This is a genomic window from Fischerella sp. PCC 9605, assembly GCF_000517105.1.
Taxonomy (GTDB): domain Bacteria; phylum Cyanobacteriota; class Cyanobacteriia; order Cyanobacteriales; family Nostocaceae; genus PCC9605.
The window spans coordinates 169641-186972 of sequence record NZ_KI912153.1; the positions used below are offsets into that span (position 1 = coordinate 169641).

Sequence of the window (17332 nt, forward strand, 5' to 3'; positions counted from 1 at the left end):
CTATCCCCTTGAACAATTACATCAATTCCCTGTTTCCGGTAGCGTATTGTAGTAGATTTTGGTTGACTTTTTGACGGTCGAAACGGTTTTGATAAACTAATAGCCAAGCTAGTAGCGAGCTTGCTTCTTCTCTATCCATGTCAAAATTCTTGTTCCTCAACATGGAAGCAAAACGCTCTAAAACGTCAGAAATAAAAAACTCTTCCCTTGCTTTCATAAAGCCCCAAGGGCCACCACAGTTCTCTGGGGGACAAACACCTTTACCGCCAGTACAGATTGGGTAAGTTTGCTTGGGATCTGGAGTAAGTATCGCTTCTACTCTGATTTGATGCCGCCACCAATAACGCCATGCACCCATTAATGGGCAAATACTAAAGTCATATTCGTATAAAAATTTCTCTTTCTCCCTCAACCCAAGTGACGAGAGTTTTACTTCACAAGCGCGATCGCGCTCATATGGTTCCACCTGGTTGAGTAATCCCATAATACTTACCGTGAATGATGAAATGGTGCAGGTGAATGTCCTCCCACCCCATTGCCAGCTGGATCGTGTAATGCAAATCTTCTATTGTGGTGTCGCTTTTGACAAGTATGCGCCGCCTTCCGCATGGGGCTGATGCCAAGCAGTACTATCTTTAGTTGATAGATGACTTTTTCAGAACAATCAGACATTGAGCTATCTTACCGCGTTATGTCCGTCATCTCCCCCGAAAAAAATCGCTCTCGCGGCAATTGGGGTTGCCGCTACGCCAGTATACAGTCCGTAGAGGAGATTAACTCCTGCCATAATAGCAAATCCCATAAGTTTGGGTACGGAGACAATGGCGGTAGTAGCCCCGGCGATTAAATCTGATGTCAAAGTAGCACGATTGAATCGAAAGGCTCTGGATGGCTTGGGTCGGGGGTTGGATGAGGCGTTACTCATAGGAGGTTCTCCTGCAAAGCAGAGGATCTTAAAGTTGCGTATTATTGCCAGGAAATAACGGTAAAAACAGCGACTAGCGTTATCAAACCAAATAAAACGTCATTCAGGGCATTAAAAATGCGATCAAAAGCGATACCAAAACCAATCACAGATAAGCAATTGTGAATCCAACTTGTCAACGTCCGTTCGGCAGCAGCACGATTGCGCTGTTTTGCCAATTCATTGCTAGCAGTAGTCGATTTCTGGGAAGGGATAGAACTCACAGTTGATTTTCTGAGCTAAGCTAGGTTAATAGCAGATTCTAAGGATTAACAAAACAGGCTACAGGCTAATTTTTCGAGTCAATGCACTCACCAAAATTCCAATAAAGGCAAAGACAGCAATGCAAACAAGCGCGATCGCAACTATCAATGCCAAAGAGCGACGAGGAGTATAGAAATATTCCTCTTCACGCCGAATGTGAAGCAGTTCTTGCTGGTGTTGGATCGTAGCCGCAATCATGGCATAAATACCCAGAGCAATGAAAGCAAGACCGAGAATGCGAGAAAGACGCACTGGATTAATATCTTGAGCCACTTGAAAACTGCGGATAGCGCTGACGATCGCATCAATCCCAAAGCCAAAGCTGATGAGGGCAAGGCTAGTACGAACCCAGGCCATAAGGGTGCGCTCGGCGGCAGCTCGGTTACGCTCTTTGGCAAGTTCGGCTTGAATATTAGGTGGTTTACGATTAGGGAGGGGATCGTTCATTCTCGCTTCCTTATGAAGACACAGCTGATGGCTCAATTGCTTGAACCTGAGATTGAGCAACTTTGCGCTTCATCCACACCGAGTAGGGAAGCCCAGCCACAATACCCACAATCAGAAGGGCGACAATGACGGGAACTAACTTAGCTTGCCCGTTGATAGTTGCAATGAAAATAGCCAACCCCACATTGCGGGCGATGGTTGTCACTGCCAGCCCAGACTGAATATCTGGCTCATAACCACTAGCTAACACGTGCCCAACCACCAGCCCTAGCAAAGTCAGAAAAATAGCAACAAAGCCCGGAACTACACCCAATCCGGGAATAAAATTCAAACCAACAACCAGCGCAAAAAGCGACAACACAATGAATAGCGTATTGGCGATCGTTTTGAGAAAGTTGTTAATTTCCTGTGCCAAGTCTGACCAGATTGTCCGAATTGTCAACCCGATGCTGAGGGGCAAAAACTGCACTAATGCAACTTGTTTTGCTACCAGTAACTCACTTACATTTTCATTCGTGTATGGAAATAGCAGACTAAAGAATTTCAACGTTAAAGGTGTCAGCACAACGGCTAAAAGAGCTAACGTTACTTGTAGGCTAAGCACATAATGGAAGCTTGCTCCTGCTATTGAGGCACGTTTAGTCAACAGCGCCGGGCCGGGTGAGGCAATCAGTAGCATCAGCGCGAGCGCAAAATTTTTAGGCAAATTGAAGCTAAATAATACCAATGCTATTACAATCGCAGGAATCACAATGACTGCGAGAAGCGATCGCCCCAGCAACCCTGGTTTCTTCCAAAAATCAAGCAGTTCTTGAAAGGGTAGTTCTACGCCCAGAGTCAGCATAATTAAGAACACAGTCACAGATGCAAGATTTTGAATAATTTGACTATCTAAATTAATAAATTCCATGATATTAACGTCCTGTACGATCAGCGGAATGTAGGAAGCCAGTCCAATAAAAACCAGCACAATTGCCACTGTGATGCCCAAAGACCAACTAGGAATGTACTTAAAATGATGTTGTTCAAGGTTTTTCAAAGTGCGCCAATGACTCACCATTGCTGCTGCAAGGGCGAACACACCTAAAGTAATTAAACTCAGACCGAGAACTCGTTCTTCGCTTACTCGATCAACAGAAGTACCCGTTTCCACTCTTTTCAAATAGTGAAAAAAGCGATCAATCCCAAATCCAAAGGTAATCATTGATAGCGATGTGCGAATCCACGCCATGAGAGTTCGTTCTGCTGCCATGCGATTACGATCTCTGGCAAGGTCTGTTCGCACCTGGGCCATATCAGTGCGATCGCTTGCTAAGTTAGTACGGACAACCGCGAGTTCGTTATTACTCAAACCAGCAAACAGTGAAGCATTTTGAGCAGACTGCTCAGTTGCTTGTGGATCAGAATTAAAAGGTGTTTGAGAGGAATCACTCATTGGTTAAAGTGAACTTAATGTTCATAAACAGCGAAATATCCGTAACAAAACTCCGCGTCCCTCTGCGTTTTCCTTTGCGACCCTTTGCGTTTCAAATCGCCACTATTTCACGCAAAGCAATACCTACTCAACGCTGACCGCTTCAAGCGATCGCCCTGTTGTTTCAATCCGAAATATGTAGGTAATCACAGCTGCCAATACACAGCTTAAAGACAGCAATAACAGCAGGATAGGTGCTCCTAGGGATTTTTGTAAAATTGGCAGTGTAAACGTGCCAAACACAGCTCCAGCTTTGGCAAAGGCAGCAGCAAACCCTGCACCACTGGCTCGAATTGAGGTCGGGAACACTTCTCCCGACAACAAAAATGTGGTGGAGTTGGGGCCAGCATTCATCATCAAGTTGAAGACTAGGAATCCAATAAAGACAAGCGCGATATTTGGTTGTTTGCCTAATGCCAATACACTAGCTACTGCCAGAATTAAAAGCCCAAGTGCCATCCCCAAGAAACCACTGATTTGCAGCCTGATGCGTCCGAAGCGGTCAATTAACACAACCGCAATCAAGAAACCCGCAATCAAAAACAGATCCACAAAGGCAGACCCTTTCGCAGAAGCCATTTCCTTAGCGATGAAGTTCTCTTCACCGGAAAAAGCCAAAAAACCAATAATAGCGGGTGTAAAAATACCAATCCCGTAGGTAGCAATATCTTGTAGAAACCAAGGAACTGAAGCCAAAATAGTGCTGCGTTGATACCCAGATGAAAATAATGCTCCGTATGAAAGACTTGGTTCCCGTTCTGGTGGATCGGTTTGGGGAGTGATGTAAATCGGCTCATCCAACAGTGTAGATGCTGCCTTTGATGCCGCATCATAGTCACCTCTAGCAATGTAATAACGGGGACTTTCCAGCAAGAAGCTAAAACGCAAAATCCCGACTGCGATCGCCAGCACCAGACCTACCCCCAACATCCAGCGCCAGGCATACTGCATTGCAGGCACAGCCGAGTCTGGGTAGAGCGTTTGGAATATGTGAATCACCACCAACCCAGTCACTGCACCCAAAAGTGCTCCAACAGCTTGGAATGTAAATGCCCCAATCACCATCCGACCCCGCAACCGAGAGGGGACATTCTCGGTAATATAAGACACACTGATAGGATAATCTGCACCAATACCCACGCCTACCAGGAAACGAAACGCAATCAGCGAGGCGGCATTCCAAGCAAGTGCTGTTCCGGCGGTGGCAATCACAAAAATGGTAACATCAACTATTAGCATTAGTTGCCGTCCAATTTTATCGGTAATTGGGCCTAGAGTCAGCGAACCCAACAGTGAACCAGCCACAGCAGCCACAGCAACAGATCCAATTTCTGTGGAACTCAAGCTAAAATCCCGTTGTAAAAAGGGAATCGCCACACCAATGATAAAAAAATCGAAGCCATCTAGGGCAATTAATCCGGCAGACAATACCCACAGTAACCACATAACACGAGTGATATTAGATGCATCCAGCCGTTGCTCAAAAGATAACGGTTGGATAGTTGCAGTTGTTGTCATTTTTGAAATTCCTTCTCAAAACTCTGAAGAAACATACGGGTGTAAGGGTATAGGAAGAAACTAGCTAAGGCTCTAACAATTGCTTGATCACAAGAACTTCAATCTCAATCGCGGACACAATCAGTTCAATTCCCAACGCCAGTTGCATAACCCCAAGCACAAACCCCGATATGCGTAGAGTGACGGGTTTGATAAAAGTCAAAATTTGTCTGGCTGCTAGCATACAAACCAGGTTTAACCCCATGACCAGCAATAGTAACAACACAACAATACTCTGGTTGATACCGACCAGACCAGCCATCACCATCATTGTTAGAGCAATGGCAATGCCAAAGGGTGGCAAAATTGTGGGGAAAGCCAGGGGAGTAACCGCTTGCTTCAGAGAAGGTTGTTCAGGAATTTCAACTTTGGCAGGAGATGCATATTGAGCCATGACAATTTGCAGGGCTACCAAAAACAGCACAATCCCAGCTGTAATCATTAATGCTGGTAACTGAATTCTCCAAACATTTAGGATATTCTGACCAATAATGGCCACCAGAACGATCGCGATCGTTGAGATGACAACACTGCGAAAAGCCAATTGTTGACGCAGTGTTTGATCTGTATTTTCAGTTAGTTGCACAAATACTGGAATGACCTTGAGTGGCCCCAAGGTGACAAAGAAAATGACGAACAAATTGAAAAATCCAAACTGGGACTCTAGGGGAAGCCTGGCAATTTTTGTGGCAATTTGCTGCTTGAAAGAGGGGGACAACACCTGGGGTTGAGACGGAGTGGAAACCGGTGTAGGTATATTTGTTACTTGGGCGATGATATGGTCATTGCACGCCGACCGATCTGCTGTTGAAACCAAGTTGATGCAACCCGTCACAATGGGGTGTGGAGACGCAAATACTGGTTCGGTAAAGTTGAGCCAAATTCCTAAAAGTGCAATCCCTACTATACTTATCCATTGCCATATCCACTTATTTACATGAGTAACGGGCGATCGCCCGTGGGGTTCTGGCTTGAAAATAACCTCACTCCTTTCCCCTCTCCTTAATAAGGAGTGGGGTGTCCGATTAGACGGGGTGAGGTTTTTCATGCATGGCTGTTGCATCATCGATTCCCCTCCTGCAAAGGGATTAGTTAGTTCTAGTCTGAGGCTCGATCCGCAGACGAAGATTGAGAATTCACAGAAGGCGAATTTGGGTTGATAAAATTGAACAGCGTTGAGAGCGGATTAACTCGAAAACCAGGAGCAGTATATTCATGAGATAGGTACTCGCTGGGAATGGTGGTTTGATTGCCGTCACGAATTGCAGAGTAATGGGGTGAGCAAATTTCAATGTTTGCTTCGTTACACTTATCCTGAATATTCTGGTGTAGTTCTGAATAAATTCTTTCTAATTTCATTGGATTGTTTGTGTAGGCTCTTAACTGGTAGCTTACATAGAAATCATTGAGTGCTGTTTGTAACACAAATGGAGGAGGTTGCGACAAAATATCAGTAGTTGCAACAGCCGCTGCAATTAGGGTTTCATGTACACTTCGCCAAGGAGCCTCATAGCCCAAGGTTACTGTTGTGTGCACAATCACTGGGGTTTGCCGATCTTTGAGCAATGTATTGTAGTTAATGACGTTACTTGACAACAAAGCTGAGTTGGGAATCGATACTAAAATATTGTCCAGTGTGCGAATTCGAGTTACTAGAAGCTGTTTCTCCTCTATAAAACCCATGACATCGCCAACTTGGACGCGATCGCCAATTTGAAATGCACGGGTGTACACTAACGAAAAGCCTGCAATCGCATTGGCGATCGCAGTCGATGAACCGAAGGACACCAACGCGCCCAAAACAATAGAAATAGCTTGAAAAGCGGGAGAATCAGAACCTGGTAAATAAGGAAAGGCAATCGCAGTGGCTACAGCAACGATCGCAAAGCTGAGTAACTGGTAAGTTGGCTTTGCCCACTCTGGATAAAATCCTTGGATGACGAGTGTTCTTCGTTCAAGATTTGTAAAAATAAATTTTAAAAAGCTTAGAATATAGCGAGTTAATAGGACAATCAAACCAATCCTCAATAATTTTGGCAGATACCCTAAAAATCCTTGCCATACTGCTGTTAATGCAGCTTGCAAATTAGCAAATAAACTTGTTCCGAACTGTTTTGTCTGAGGAAATAAACTCAAGACCAATGACAGATAAAAATAGAGAAGAGTTACTACAATTACAAAGTGCAAAATTCTCGTCAAGCCTTGTATAATCGCAGAAATTTGTTGAGACGATAACAGATCGAGATTTTGGATACGGATGTTAGGAATCCATCGCTGATGGTGAGCATCTAACCAGTGATAAAACCGTGGTATAACGTTCCACAGAACAAGTAACGTTAATATTAATACAATAGTGCTAACAGCAGCCGTAATCGCCGCACGGGTTAAGTAGGTGGCACTACGTTCTTCTCGATACTGGCTAATTGCATTTTTGATAGTTTGTAAGTATTGATTGGCAAGTGTTTGCTGAGTTAGCTTCACAGCTTTGGCATCTGCATCTGAAACTGCCAAAATGGCAATGTCTTGAGCATAAATGATTGTGCTTGTGCCAGCTTCAGTTTCAACATTACTTGTTCTCAATGTATCAACTGGAATTGTCTGATTATCTGCTACTTGCTGAATTCTGGAGGAAATTCCCTCTGCGCGTTGGTTAATTGATGGTGAAAATAACTTATATTGAATCAAAAATAACGTTTTGTCATCCAGCTTAACAGGTACTCCTTTTGTTGGTGTTTCGGTAGGAGAAGGACTTTGAGCAAAGGTAGAAATAGGGGTGATTATAATTAACAACGCCACAAAAATAGCGATAATAATTTCCCTAAGCAGTCGATTTATTTTTTTATTAAGTGACATGGCATATTTGTGATTTATGCGATCGCTATTAATAAGACTAAGTTTGTTAACTGTTTGGTATTAGTGGTAAATCGCAAAAGTTTTATAAGTTCGTAGTCAGCACCAAGCGTGCTGAAATAGAGGACTAAAGTCCACCCTACGGGAAGCCGCTCTTGCGAGCGTCTACACTACAAACAAATTTACTTGTTAAAAGTAATGACACAATCTACTAGTACAGCACGGCGTAAATAGACTTACCATACAAAATGGCGCAAAAGCCCGGAATACAATTCTTTTGACTTTTGAATGCGTGACTTTTGACTTCCAAGGCAGCGGTACTAGCTTTTATAGTTATGGATTTTGCTTTGGTTGTCACCCCGCGAAATTTGTCAGTTAACAACCAAATCGGTCAGTTAAGAAAGCGTCAGACAGAAAATCTCTGCCTGACGCTGTATTTACTTGAGATGAATGCTGACTTTTTTGAGATTACCGGTGAACGCAAATGGTGTTTCGTAGTCTTCAGATATCGGTGTACCAGTATCAAAACCAACGTCGAAGGTTTCATCAAGGGTAAGTCGGTTGGGTAGGGTCTTTTCAACACGTCCCTCACCAATCTTCCGATTGTTGGCATAGAGGCTGACAAGCCCACCAGCAAAGGGTTTGTCGGCATCTGTCTTATACACAGCTTTGAGTGTAACGTTGCCTGTAGGTAAGGTCTGGTCAGAAACAATATTGAAGCGATCGACACCAGCTAAGTTGTAGTGATACACCAGTTTGCCATCCTTAATAAACAAACCATATCCACTAAAACGACCGCCTTGCGTGAGAATTACTCCTTCCGCACCATTGTTAGGAATAACCACATCTGCTGTAATGATGTGGTTCTTATGTTTGAGATCGGGGGCAGATCCTTCAGGGATACGCATGTGATTGGGATAGCTGAAGGTACTGCGTCCCTCAGTTAGGCTTGGTCGGTTTTCGACGTTAAGGCGTTCCGTTTTGCGATCGTCCAGGGGCAAGACATTGTATTTAGCTGCCTCAGCATAGAACAGATCCTTCATTTCCTGGAGTTTTTGCGGATTTTGCTCAGCTAGATCCTCTGCTTGGGTAAAGTCATTGTTGATGTTGTACAGTTCCCAGTTCATATTGAGGAGGTCGGCTGCCTTAGGGCTGGGGTCCCAAGGGATGGAATCTAGGGCGCTGGCCATCCAGCCATCGTGATAGATGCCCTGGCTGCCCAGCATCTCAAAATACTGAGTGGTATGGTGTGTGGGCGCTTTGGCATCATCGAAGGTATAAGCTAAACTAGTTCCCTCGATTGGTTTTTGAGCAATGCCATTGATTTCGATTGGTGCAGAAATGCCCGTCGCTTCCAGAATGGTGGGAGCAATGTCAATGACATGACCAAACTGGTAGCGAATCCCGCCCTTGTCTTTAATGCGGTCGGGCCAGGAAATTACCATACCGTTGCGAGTACCGCCGAAGTGAGATGCAACCTGCTTCGTCCACTGGAAGGGTGTATCCATTGCCCAAGCCCAACCAGCCGGGAAGTGGTTGTAATGGAGGGGGCCACCAAGGGTATCAATGGCTGCTAGCTTTTGCTCGGTGCTTTCGGGAATTGCGTTGAAGAAGGTCATTTCATTGAGTAGCCCTTCTAAACCACCTTCAGCACTAGAGCCGTTATCGCCTGCGATGTAAAACACCAATGTGTTGTCAAGTTTGCCGAGATCTGCGATCGCATCCACTACCCGACCGACTTCATTATCCACATGGGCAGTAAACCCGGCAAATATTTCCATCATCCGGGCATAAACCTTTTGTTCGTCTGGTGAGAGAGAATCCCAAGCGGGTAGTTCTTTAGGACGCGGGGTTAGTTTGGCATCAGCCGGAATTACCCCCAATTTCTTCTGCCGCTCGAATGTCTGTTGACGATATTTATCCCAGCCCATATCGAACTGACCCTTAAACTTGTCAATCCACTCCTTGGGGGCTTGGTGCGGTGCGTGGGTTGCACCTGTCGCTAAGTATACAAAGAAAGGCTTTTCAGGGGATATGGCGTTTAACTGTTCAATATAGCTAATGGCATGGTCTGCCAAATCGGTAGTCAAATGGTAGGGTGAGCCATCAGCATTGATCTTGGGTGCTTCGAGACGGGTAGTATTTTCTACTAATGCTGGGGTGAATTGGTCAGTGTCACCACCCACAAAACCGTAGAAATAATTAAACCCTTGAGTTCTAGGCCAATGCTCAAACGGCCCAGCCATGCTGGTTTCCCAATCAGGAACGTTATGTTCCTTGCCAAACCATGCAGTGCCGTAGCCATAATCTTGGAGAATTTGAGCAACCGTGCCTGCACTCTTAGGAATCTCTCCGCTGTAACCAGGGAAACCAGTTCCCGCTTCGGTAATCACACCTGTACCAACAGAGTGGTGATTGCGTCCAGTCAGTAGAGCAGCACGGGTGGGTGAACACAGCGCGGTAGTATGAAACTGAGCGTATCGTAAGCCGTTTTTTGCCAATTTATCTAACGTTGGGGTGGGGATGGGACTACCAAAAGTGCCTGTCTGTCCGTAGCCAACGTCATCAAGTAACACTAGCAAAACATTGGGTGGATTTTTCACACCATAGGTAGATGGCAACTTTAGTTGTGACTTTACTGGCTGGGAGTCTTTGTAAGTTAAACCGATTTTGCCTGTGAAGGGTTTGTCGGGATGAGGTATGAGTTCCTGCGCTCGCGCAGGAAGGGGGAAAAGGTTGATGCTGACAAAGATAGCAACTAGCAAGGACATGGCGATCGCTTTGGCAACTCGTAGAAATCGCTTGTGCCAAAACTGAGTAAATGATTGCCAATTCAAAATCTGTCTCCTTTTGTTTCAAGACTTCAAGTCAAAAGTGACTTTTTCAATCGAGCCAGTAAACTTAAACGGTGGCTTATACGCCTTGCTAACCGGAGCTTGCAAATCCATTCCTACATCTTGGGTATCCAAACCAAATCGACCCGGAACAGTTTTTTCAATCCGACTCTGACCCACTTGACGACCATTGATAAACAGCTTGCCCGTACCGCCTTTACCTACACCATCACCGTCATAGTCAAAGTCAAAGCGCACTTTAACCTTGCCTGTTGGCATCGGTGATGACGAAGCGATCGAGTAGCGATCAATGTCGAAGTAGTTGTAGTCGTAAGTGAGCTTGCCGTCTTTGATGTAAAGGGTGTAGCCTCCTGTCGTACCACCAGATGCCAAAATTACTCCTTCAGTACCTTGATCGGGAATCACCAGATCGGCAGTAATACTATGAGACTTGTTTTTGGTATTGGGTGCGATTCCCTCTCCCAGACGAGTCATCCCGTCGTAAAACTCAAAGTGGCTACGACCAGTGGTAAAGCTGGGGCGATTGCTGGGATCAATTCGCTCAGCAAAGCGGTCATCAAGTGGAAAGACGTTGTACTTATCTCCCTGCAACAAGAAGATTGCCTGTAGTTCCTTTAATTTCTCAGGATTGGTTGCTGACAAATCATTGGCTTGAGTAAAGTCTTCCTTAAGGTTGAACAATTCCCATTTATCTTGGTTAAAAGGAACCGTTCCAGCATTTTTCCAAGGAACCCGATTATGAAATGCCGATGCCATCCAGCCGTCGTCGTAAATCGCCCGATGCCCAAACATCTCGAAATACTGAGTATCTCGCTTCCCATCAGCCTTTTCACCTGCTTTATCAAAGGTGTAAGCCAAACTCACCCCTTCAATTGGCTTTTGAGGAATCCCATCAAAGAACCTTGGTTCGTCGATACCAGCCACCTCTAGCAGAGTTGGAGCGATATCAATTACATGGTGGAATTGGTCTCGCAGTCCACCCTTATCTTTAATCTGCTTTGGCCAAGAAATTACCATCGCATTACGAGTACCACCGAAGTGGGAAGCCACCTGCTTTGTCCACCGGAAGGGCGTATCCATTGCCCAAGCCCAACCCACAGCATAGTGAGGTGAAGTTTCAGGACTACCCCAGATGTCGTAACACTTCAAGTTATCTTCGATTGTGAGATCAAGCCCGTTAAGATTGAGCATCTCATTACAGGAACCAATGAGACTGCCCTCGGCACTGCCTCCGTTGTCACCAACGATGTAGATGACCAGTGTATTGTCTAGTTTACCGAGTTGGTCGATCGCATCCACGACACGCCCGACTTCGCGATCGCTATATTCTAAATAACCCGCATAGGTTTCCATCTCACGAGCAAAGAGTTTATGCGCCTGCTCGTCAAAGCTATCCCAAGCAGGCATTTCTTCAGGACGTGGCGTGAGTTCGGCATTAGCTGGAATCACACCCAGTTTTTTCTGGCGCTCAAAGATAATTTCTCGCTCCTTGTCCCAACCGTGGTTAAACTTGCCTCTGTACTTTTCGGGATACTCTGGTGGTGGTTGGTGGGGAGCATGGGTGGCTCCTGGCGCAAAATAGGCAAAGAAGGGGCGATCGGGCGCGATCGATTGTTCATAGCGAATCCAGGCGATCGCTTGATCTGCCAGATCGTGGGTGAGGTTATAGCCTTGTTCTGGTGTGGCGGGTTGATTGATAGGGTTCTGGTTTTCGTACAGCGTCGGATACCATTGGTCAGTTTCCCCACCAATGAAGCCATAGAAATAGTCAAAGCCTAAGCCATTGGGCCAGCGATCAAACGGGCCTACCCCACTGGTTTGGTTGTCGGGAACGTTGTGATTCTTACCAAACCAAGCTGTGCTGTAGCCATTGTTCCGTAAGATTTGCCCAATTGTTGCAGTTTTCTTAGGGATCAAACCCGTATAGCCAGGATAAGCTGTTGCCAGTTCCTGAATTGTTCCCGAACCTACTGAGTGATGGTTGCGACCCGTAAGCAGTGCCGCACGGGTGGGTGAGCAAAGCGCTGTGGTGTGAAAGCGGTTATAGCGCAAACCATTAGCTGCTAATTTGTCTAGGGTAGGTGTTTCAATTGAACCACCAAAAGTTTTTGATGCTCCAAAGCCAACATCATCCAATAGCACCAAGAGAACATTGGGCGCGTCCTTTTTGGCTGACGGTGTGTTGAAAACAGATAAATCAGGTTTGGCATTCTGGTAGGTAATCCCAATCTTGCCATTAAATTTGGGGTCGGGTTGGGGTAATAATTCACTAGTGGCAAAAGCAGGAGGAGCGATCGCCAATAATGTAAACACAATACTGAGCAGGAAGATTATTAATTTCCTCAGCGTTGCGTTTAGCTTGAGCAATAAAATTGAGTGCATTACTGAATCCTTACTATATTGGGTGGTAGACAAATTTGTGCGTTAGCTACTGATCGCTGATTTGATCGTGAATAGAGGTCATCATCCTTAAAACTTCCAACCCAGCCCCAACCACAATCCCTCTGCTCGAAGGGTAACTTCTCGTTCTCCAAGCCGACCATCTTGCTCTACGCTAAGCTTGTAGAAGCGATAGGCAGGTCTAAGAAAGAAGCTACGTGAAAGTTGCCAGTCAAGCCCAAGCAGCACATCCCAGTTTTCTTTAATGTCACTATCAGTTGGGATTGAAGTTTCTGCTCTGACTGCTAATGCAAGGTTTTGAGCCAGGTTTAGCTTGACGCGTCCGCCTAGCAGAGGTTCAAACCAATCTGGGCCAAATTCAAATTTAGGACCGGGGTTAAAATCGACTGTTTCCGTGATGCTGCCATAACTGACTCCTCCAAAAATTTCAAAGCTTAGAGATGGAAAGTACTCTTTGGAAGAAGATTGCTTGTCAACAGTTCCCAATGGCACAGTACCAAGATGCCAACCGAGTGCTAAATCAGCCGTAATAATCTCTGTATCTGACTCAATATCTATTCGCTGACCACTTTCCTCAATGCCGATCTTGGTGTAGGCTCCATCCAAAATAAATCCAACATCGCCACGCCAGGCTTCAAAGCTACCTGCCAGCCACAACAGTTGATTGAAATTGAAATCAAAAAAATCGCCTAAATCCAAGTCAATGTCAATATCTACCGGAAGGCGTTCTCGGCGTTCTCCAGAGAGGATCTCCTCAGAAGGGCGATCGGAAGGACGATCGCTATTAATCTTTGCTTCATCTCCAACGACAACTTTACCGTCAACAGAGAAAGGAACAAATAAATAGGGTTGAAATTCAAATCGCCAACCGTTCTCCTCGTCTTCTGCTTTATTGTTGCCAGCAGTCACCGAGTTTAAATTTAGTTTTGTTTGCTGACATGTTTGTTGCCAACTCTCCTTAGAAAGTGCAGGGTTTTGGGTTGGTTGATATTGTCTGTTAAAGCCTGGGCAAAAAATAAAGAATCTGAATGAACTAGAAATATTGATACTGCTTGCCGAAAATTGTTCTTCACTGAGATATGTAAAAATATTTTGTGATGAAAGATTGCGATCGGTATTAGTTTCTTCCAAATAGGACTGAAACTGGACGCCTGGCTGACCACTAACTGTTCTATCTGTCCTGTTTGTTGACTCTAGAAGATCTGCGGCATTGGTGCTAACACTGGAAACATCCGCAAATTCAGCACTCACTAACTGCAACCAATCTTTTGCAGGTGATGCTGTATCAATCGAAATGAGCATGTCGATGATTGATCGTGTGTCAACCGTAGTTGTTTCTTCCAGTTCAGGTTGTCCAGTTTCCACTGCAACAGTAACTGGAGCGATCGTCAATAAGGAAGCGATCGCGCTCAGGTTCGCCAAAAATAAGTTCCACCATAATTTGCTTTGCATAACTTTATACTTCTCAGACAATGCTCTTGACCAAGCGAAACCCAATATGAGTAGTTCCTGTATCCGGGGCTTGTGACTCCCGCGCCGCCGGACGGTAGCGGCTGCAATAGTTCTTAGCACACAAATAAGAACCACCTTTGACTACATGCAAGGCTCCGTCTTGGGGTTTTTTCGGGTCAAAACTTTTATCCTGGCTTGGGCCAGTAGGATTGGTACTGTGAGCTTGGCTATCATGTCCAATGCTGAACCAGTCAGAAGTCCACTCCCAGACATTGCCAGTAATGTCGTACAGTCCGTAACCATTGGCTGCAAAGGAACCAACGGGAGCTGTACCAATATATCCATCTGCTTTCGTGTTGAAAAATGGAAAGATTCCCTGCCAAGTATTAGCTTTTTTTTCAGAATACTGATCACCCCAGGCATAGATTTTGCCATCCAAGCCGCCACGAGCCGCGTATTCCCACTGAGCCTCTGTAGGTAATGATTTACCCGCCCATTTGGCATAGGCGATCGCATCTTCGTAGGCAATGTGAACCACAGGGTAGTTTTCTTTACCTTTGATATCGCTGTCGGGGCCAAAGGGATGCTGCCAATTAGCACCCGGAACCCAATACCACCAACTGAGGTAAGCTACTTGCTTGGCTCCTTCTTCTGGTGGCTTAAATACTAGGGAACCTGGTTGACGTTGTTCATCTGGTAAGTCTGGAAACTGTTCTTTAGATAAGGGACGCTCCGCGACTGTTACATATCCTGTTGCTTTCACAAATTCGGCAAATTTGGCGTTAGTTATCTCGTATTTGTCTATGCAGAAGCTACTAATTTTCACATCTTCAGCCGATCGCTCTTCGACAAAACCAGGATCGTCCGAACCTATTTTGAAAGTACCTCCAGGGATCAAAACCATGCCTTCTGGGCAAGATGAGTCGGTAGATTTTGATGTAGCCGCAATCGCACCTGGGCTGAGCGACAAAATAGCGATCGCCAACATACAAATTAATAGCGAGATAAATCTCAAAAAGAGCTTGTAATTATTCATACTAAGCTTATTTGTTAAGTTCACTTATACACTTAGTGAAGACGTTCTTCCGGGTTAGCCAGCACATCAATCACCGCAGTACTTTCCAAAATCAAGATGTCGTCTTCTCCTGGTTCAACCTCAACTCCGTAAGTATCTCGGATACGAAACCATCTTTTTGATACTTCCGCAACTTGATTGTGGTTGCGATGGATGGTGTATTCGTGGTCTAAAACATTGCCTTGAGCGACTAAATCTTCCCCACCTGCGACATTAATTAAGTAACGCTCTCGCAGAGGTGAAATTAAAGCCTTTTTGACCGTGGCGATCGCACTCCCATCTTGCTTTTTAGGGACGAGTTGTAATTTACCTTTGGTATACTTGGGTATCACCGCGATTATTACCCCTGCAAAAAGATTGCAAGCGAAACTGTATAACTTAGTTCCATTAGCAGAAATATCAATGGGACGATAACCTTTTTCTATATCTCCCAATTCAATCGCCGTGACAACATCAAACTTTGGTCGAGCTGGATTGTATCGAAAGCGCATCCCCGAAACACGCGGGAAAAATTCACCGGGATGGTGTGGATCGTCAACCAAGAAAAATTCCAAGATAGTCTTGAGTTCTTTACCTGTAAAGTAAGTTTGTACCAGTGCGCTACCGGCAGTAGTATCAACGATACCCCCTCCCAGTGGGGATATAGCAAAGATATCGTAGACCGTCTGCACTCCAGAACGACCTTTAGTCAGTCCCGCACGAATCAAGCCGTTGGCTGTGAATCCAATATCTGCATTAGTCGCCTTGCGAACAGCATCAGTTACGACATTGGCAAGGGGTGTTCCCGCCTCAATATTGTTGTAATCATTTGTCCAATCCTCAGAGATAACTACTAAGGGTTGAGTCACTTTATACCCGCGTGGAGCAAAGATAACCGCACTTGCCCGATCTAGAAACCGCTCGACTTCTTTCTGAATCAAGCTATCACCTTTGATGTTGTCTTCAACTGGAATCAATCGGTAGGATACCAACTGTGGTTTTCCTGATTCCACCCCTATCACCAATTCACCCAGATATTCGCCATATTTTCCAGTCTGGACAACAGGTCTACCGTCTACCAGCACTGCTTTTTTGAGATATGTGTGAGTATGTCCCCCAACCACTAAATCAATTCCAGGCACTGCTTTCAGTAATTCTACGTCCTCGCCTGTAGTGAAAGTGCCATCATCATTTTCGTTCATGCCGCCATGTTGAAGCGCAATGACGACATCTACCTTTTCTTTGTTACGCAGGGTGTCAACTAGACGTTTTGCGGTTTCCTTGGGGTCGTCGAATTTAACACCGCCAGGATCAATTGCGTATTTCGAGGCATCGTATCCGATCAATCCAATAATACCGAAGCGAATTCCCCCCCGATCAATCACCTTGTAAGGACGGATCACTTCTGCTTTTGCTAGGCGTTGCAGTTCTGCAAGACGAGGTTCTTGGGCATCAAGTCGGGTGTTGGTAGCTAGTATGGTTGGCACGAAACCCGCATTTGCTGCTTTGGCGATCGCTTTCCCTAGTCCATCAGGGCCGTAGTTGAACTCGTGATTGCCAAAAGTTGTAGCATCATAGCCCATACGTGCCATCAATTGCAGTTCTGAGCCGAGTTCGCGGGTAGCCGCCGCCGCCGCAGTCCCCATCGTGGAATCCCCAGCGTCAAGGGTTAAAACTGGGCCGAAACGACTCATTTCCTGGCGTCGTTGGGCAATTAATGCTGCTAGACGTGCATAGCCACCTCGGGTTCGATCGTTCTCAAGCACCATCGGTGAATAATCACTGACTGGGCCCACTCCTAAAAGGTTGGAGTGCATGTCATTGGTATGAAGGATAGTGAAAACTTTGCGATTCTCAGTCAGGGTGAGAGATTGTAAAGGTTCCAAAGTTGCAATCGCACCTGTCAAGAGTGTCCCCTCCAAAAATTTACGCCTTGAAACACAGATAATTCGTCTAGATTTCATACTTTTGCTAAAGAGTGTCATGCGATCGCCAAGAGCAACTAAAGCTCATCT

The 17332-nt window shown here is 45.4% G+C and carries 14 protein-coding genes; all 14 read right to left on the minus strand.

Translation table 11 applies throughout. The features are described from left to right. Positions 1-16: 16 nt before the first annotated feature. Positions 17-484, minus strand: coding sequence for a plasmid pRiA4b ORF-3 family protein (locus FIS9605_RS39365; RefSeq protein ID WP_051470259.1), 468 nt, complete (start codon positions 482-484; stop codon positions 17-19). Further along, on the minus strand, positions 453-623 hold the full coding sequence (locus FIS9605_RS42075; RefSeq protein ID WP_197036231.1) for an IS1096 element passenger TnpR family protein: 171 nt from the start codon (positions 621-623) through the stop codon (positions 453-455). Before FIS9605_RS42075 ends, FIS9605_RS39365 begins: the two co-directional genes overlap by 32 nt. Before the next feature lie 53 nt (positions 624-676). Beyond that, positions 677-925 carry a SulP family inorganic anion transporter gene (locus FIS9605_RS0133235; protein WP_026736335.1) on the minus strand — a complete coding sequence of 83 codons (249 nt, stop codon included), beginning with the start codon at positions 923-925 and terminating at the stop codon, positions 677-679. Between the two features lie 41 nt (positions 926-966). Then, positions 967-1188 carry a DUF202 domain-containing protein gene (locus FIS9605_RS39370; protein WP_026736336.1) on the minus strand — a complete coding sequence of 74 codons (222 nt, stop codon included), beginning with the start codon at positions 1186-1188 and terminating at the stop codon, positions 967-969. Between the two features lie 58 nt (positions 1189-1246). Continuing rightward, the gene (locus FIS9605_RS0133245; RefSeq protein ID WP_026736337.1) at positions 1247-1675 is read right to left on the minus strand and encodes a YidH family protein; all 429 of its coding nucleotides are present in this window, start codon (positions 1673-1675) and stop codon (positions 1247-1249) included. A 10-nt stretch (positions 1676-1685) separates the two neighbouring features. Next, on the minus strand, positions 1686-3110 hold the full coding sequence (locus tag FIS9605_RS39375; protein ID WP_051470260.1) for a DUF202 domain-containing protein: 1425 nt from the start codon (positions 3108-3110) through the stop codon (positions 1686-1688). 123 nt (positions 3111-3233) lie between these two features. Beyond that, a complete protein-coding gene (locus FIS9605_RS0133255) occupies positions 3234-4667 on the minus strand; it encodes an MFS transporter (protein WP_026736338.1) in 1434 nt (477 codons plus the stop codon). Positions 4668-4731: 64 nt separating this feature from the next. Then, the gene (locus FIS9605_RS39380; RefSeq protein WP_051470261.1) at positions 4732-5772 is read right to left on the minus strand and encodes a MarC family protein; all 1041 of its coding nucleotides are present in this window, start codon (positions 5770-5772) and stop codon (positions 4732-4734) included. A 32-nt stretch (positions 5773-5804) separates the two neighbouring features. Next, positions 5805-7559 (minus strand): mechanosensitive ion channel family protein, encoded by a 1755-nt coding sequence (locus FIS9605_RS39385; RefSeq protein WP_063748499.1) that lies wholly within the window; start codon positions 7557-7559, stop codon positions 5805-5807. A 434-nt stretch (positions 7560-7993) separates the two neighbouring features. Beyond that, complete coding sequence (locus FIS9605_RS0133270) at positions 7994-10393, minus strand: arylsulfatase (RefSeq protein WP_231510580.1); 2400 nt, start codon at positions 10391-10393, stop codon at positions 7994-7996. Between the two features lie 18 nt (positions 10394-10411). Next, positions 10412-12724 (minus strand): arylsulfatase, encoded by a 2313-nt coding sequence (locus tag FIS9605_RS0133275; RefSeq protein WP_442854755.1) that lies wholly within the window; start codon positions 12722-12724, stop codon positions 10412-10414. A 156-nt stretch (positions 12725-12880) separates the two neighbouring features. Then, entirely contained in the window at positions 12881-14263 is a 1383-nt protein-coding gene (locus FIS9605_RS0133280) for an outer membrane protein (RefSeq protein WP_026736341.1), read from the minus strand. A 13-nt stretch (positions 14264-14276) separates the two neighbouring features. Next, entirely contained in the window at positions 14277-15299 is a 1023-nt protein-coding gene (locus FIS9605_RS0133285) for a formylglycine-generating enzyme family protein (RefSeq protein ID WP_082209941.1), read from the minus strand. Positions 15300-15331: 32 nt separating this feature from the next. Beyond that, positions 15332-17281: a 5'-nucleotidase C-terminal domain-containing protein gene (locus FIS9605_RS39390; RefSeq protein ID WP_231510581.1), complete on the minus strand. Its 1950-nt coding sequence runs from the start codon at positions 17279-17281 to the stop codon at positions 15332-15334. Between the last annotated feature and the right edge of the window lie 51 nt (positions 17282-17332).

Bases quoted from the DNA above. Each gene is read 5' to 3' on its own strand.
- FIS9605_RS39365 (WP_051470259.1), bottom strand. From the start codon at position 484: ATGGGATTACTCAACCAGGTGGAACCATATGAGCGCGATCGCGCTTGT.
- FIS9605_RS0133235 (WP_026736335.1), bottom strand. From the start codon at position 925: ATGAGTAACGCCTCATCCAACCCCCGACCCAAGCCATCCAGAGCCTTT.
- FIS9605_RS0133245 (WP_026736337.1), bottom strand. From the start codon at position 1,675: ATGAACGATCCCCTCCCTAATCGTAAACCACCTAATATTCAAGCCGAA.
- FIS9605_RS39375 (WP_051470260.1), bottom strand. From the start codon at position 3,110: ATGAGTGATTCCTCTCAAACACCTTTTAATTCTGATCCACAAGCAACT.
- FIS9605_RS0133255 (WP_026736338.1), bottom strand. From the start codon at position 4,667: ATGACAACAACTGCAACTATCCAACCGTTATCTTTTGAGCAACGGCTG.
- FIS9605_RS39380 (WP_051470261.1), bottom strand. From the start codon at position 5,772: ATGATGCAACAGCCATGCATGAAAAACCTCACCCCGTCTAATCGGACA.
- FIS9605_RS39385 (WP_063748499.1), bottom strand. From the start codon at position 7,559: ATGTCACTTAATAAAAAAATAAATCGACTGCTTAGGGAAATTATTATC.
- FIS9605_RS0133280 (WP_026736341.1), bottom strand. From the start codon at position 14,263: ATGCAAAGCAAATTATGGTGGAACTTATTTTTGGCGAACCTGAGCGCG.
- FIS9605_RS0133285 (WP_082209941.1), bottom strand. From the start codon at position 15,299: ATGAATAATTACAAGCTCTTTTTGAGATTTATCTCGCTATTAATTTGT.
- FIS9605_RS39390 (WP_231510581.1), bottom strand. From the start codon at position 17,281: ATGAAATCTAGACGAATTATCTGTGTTTCAAGGCGTAAATTTTTGGAG.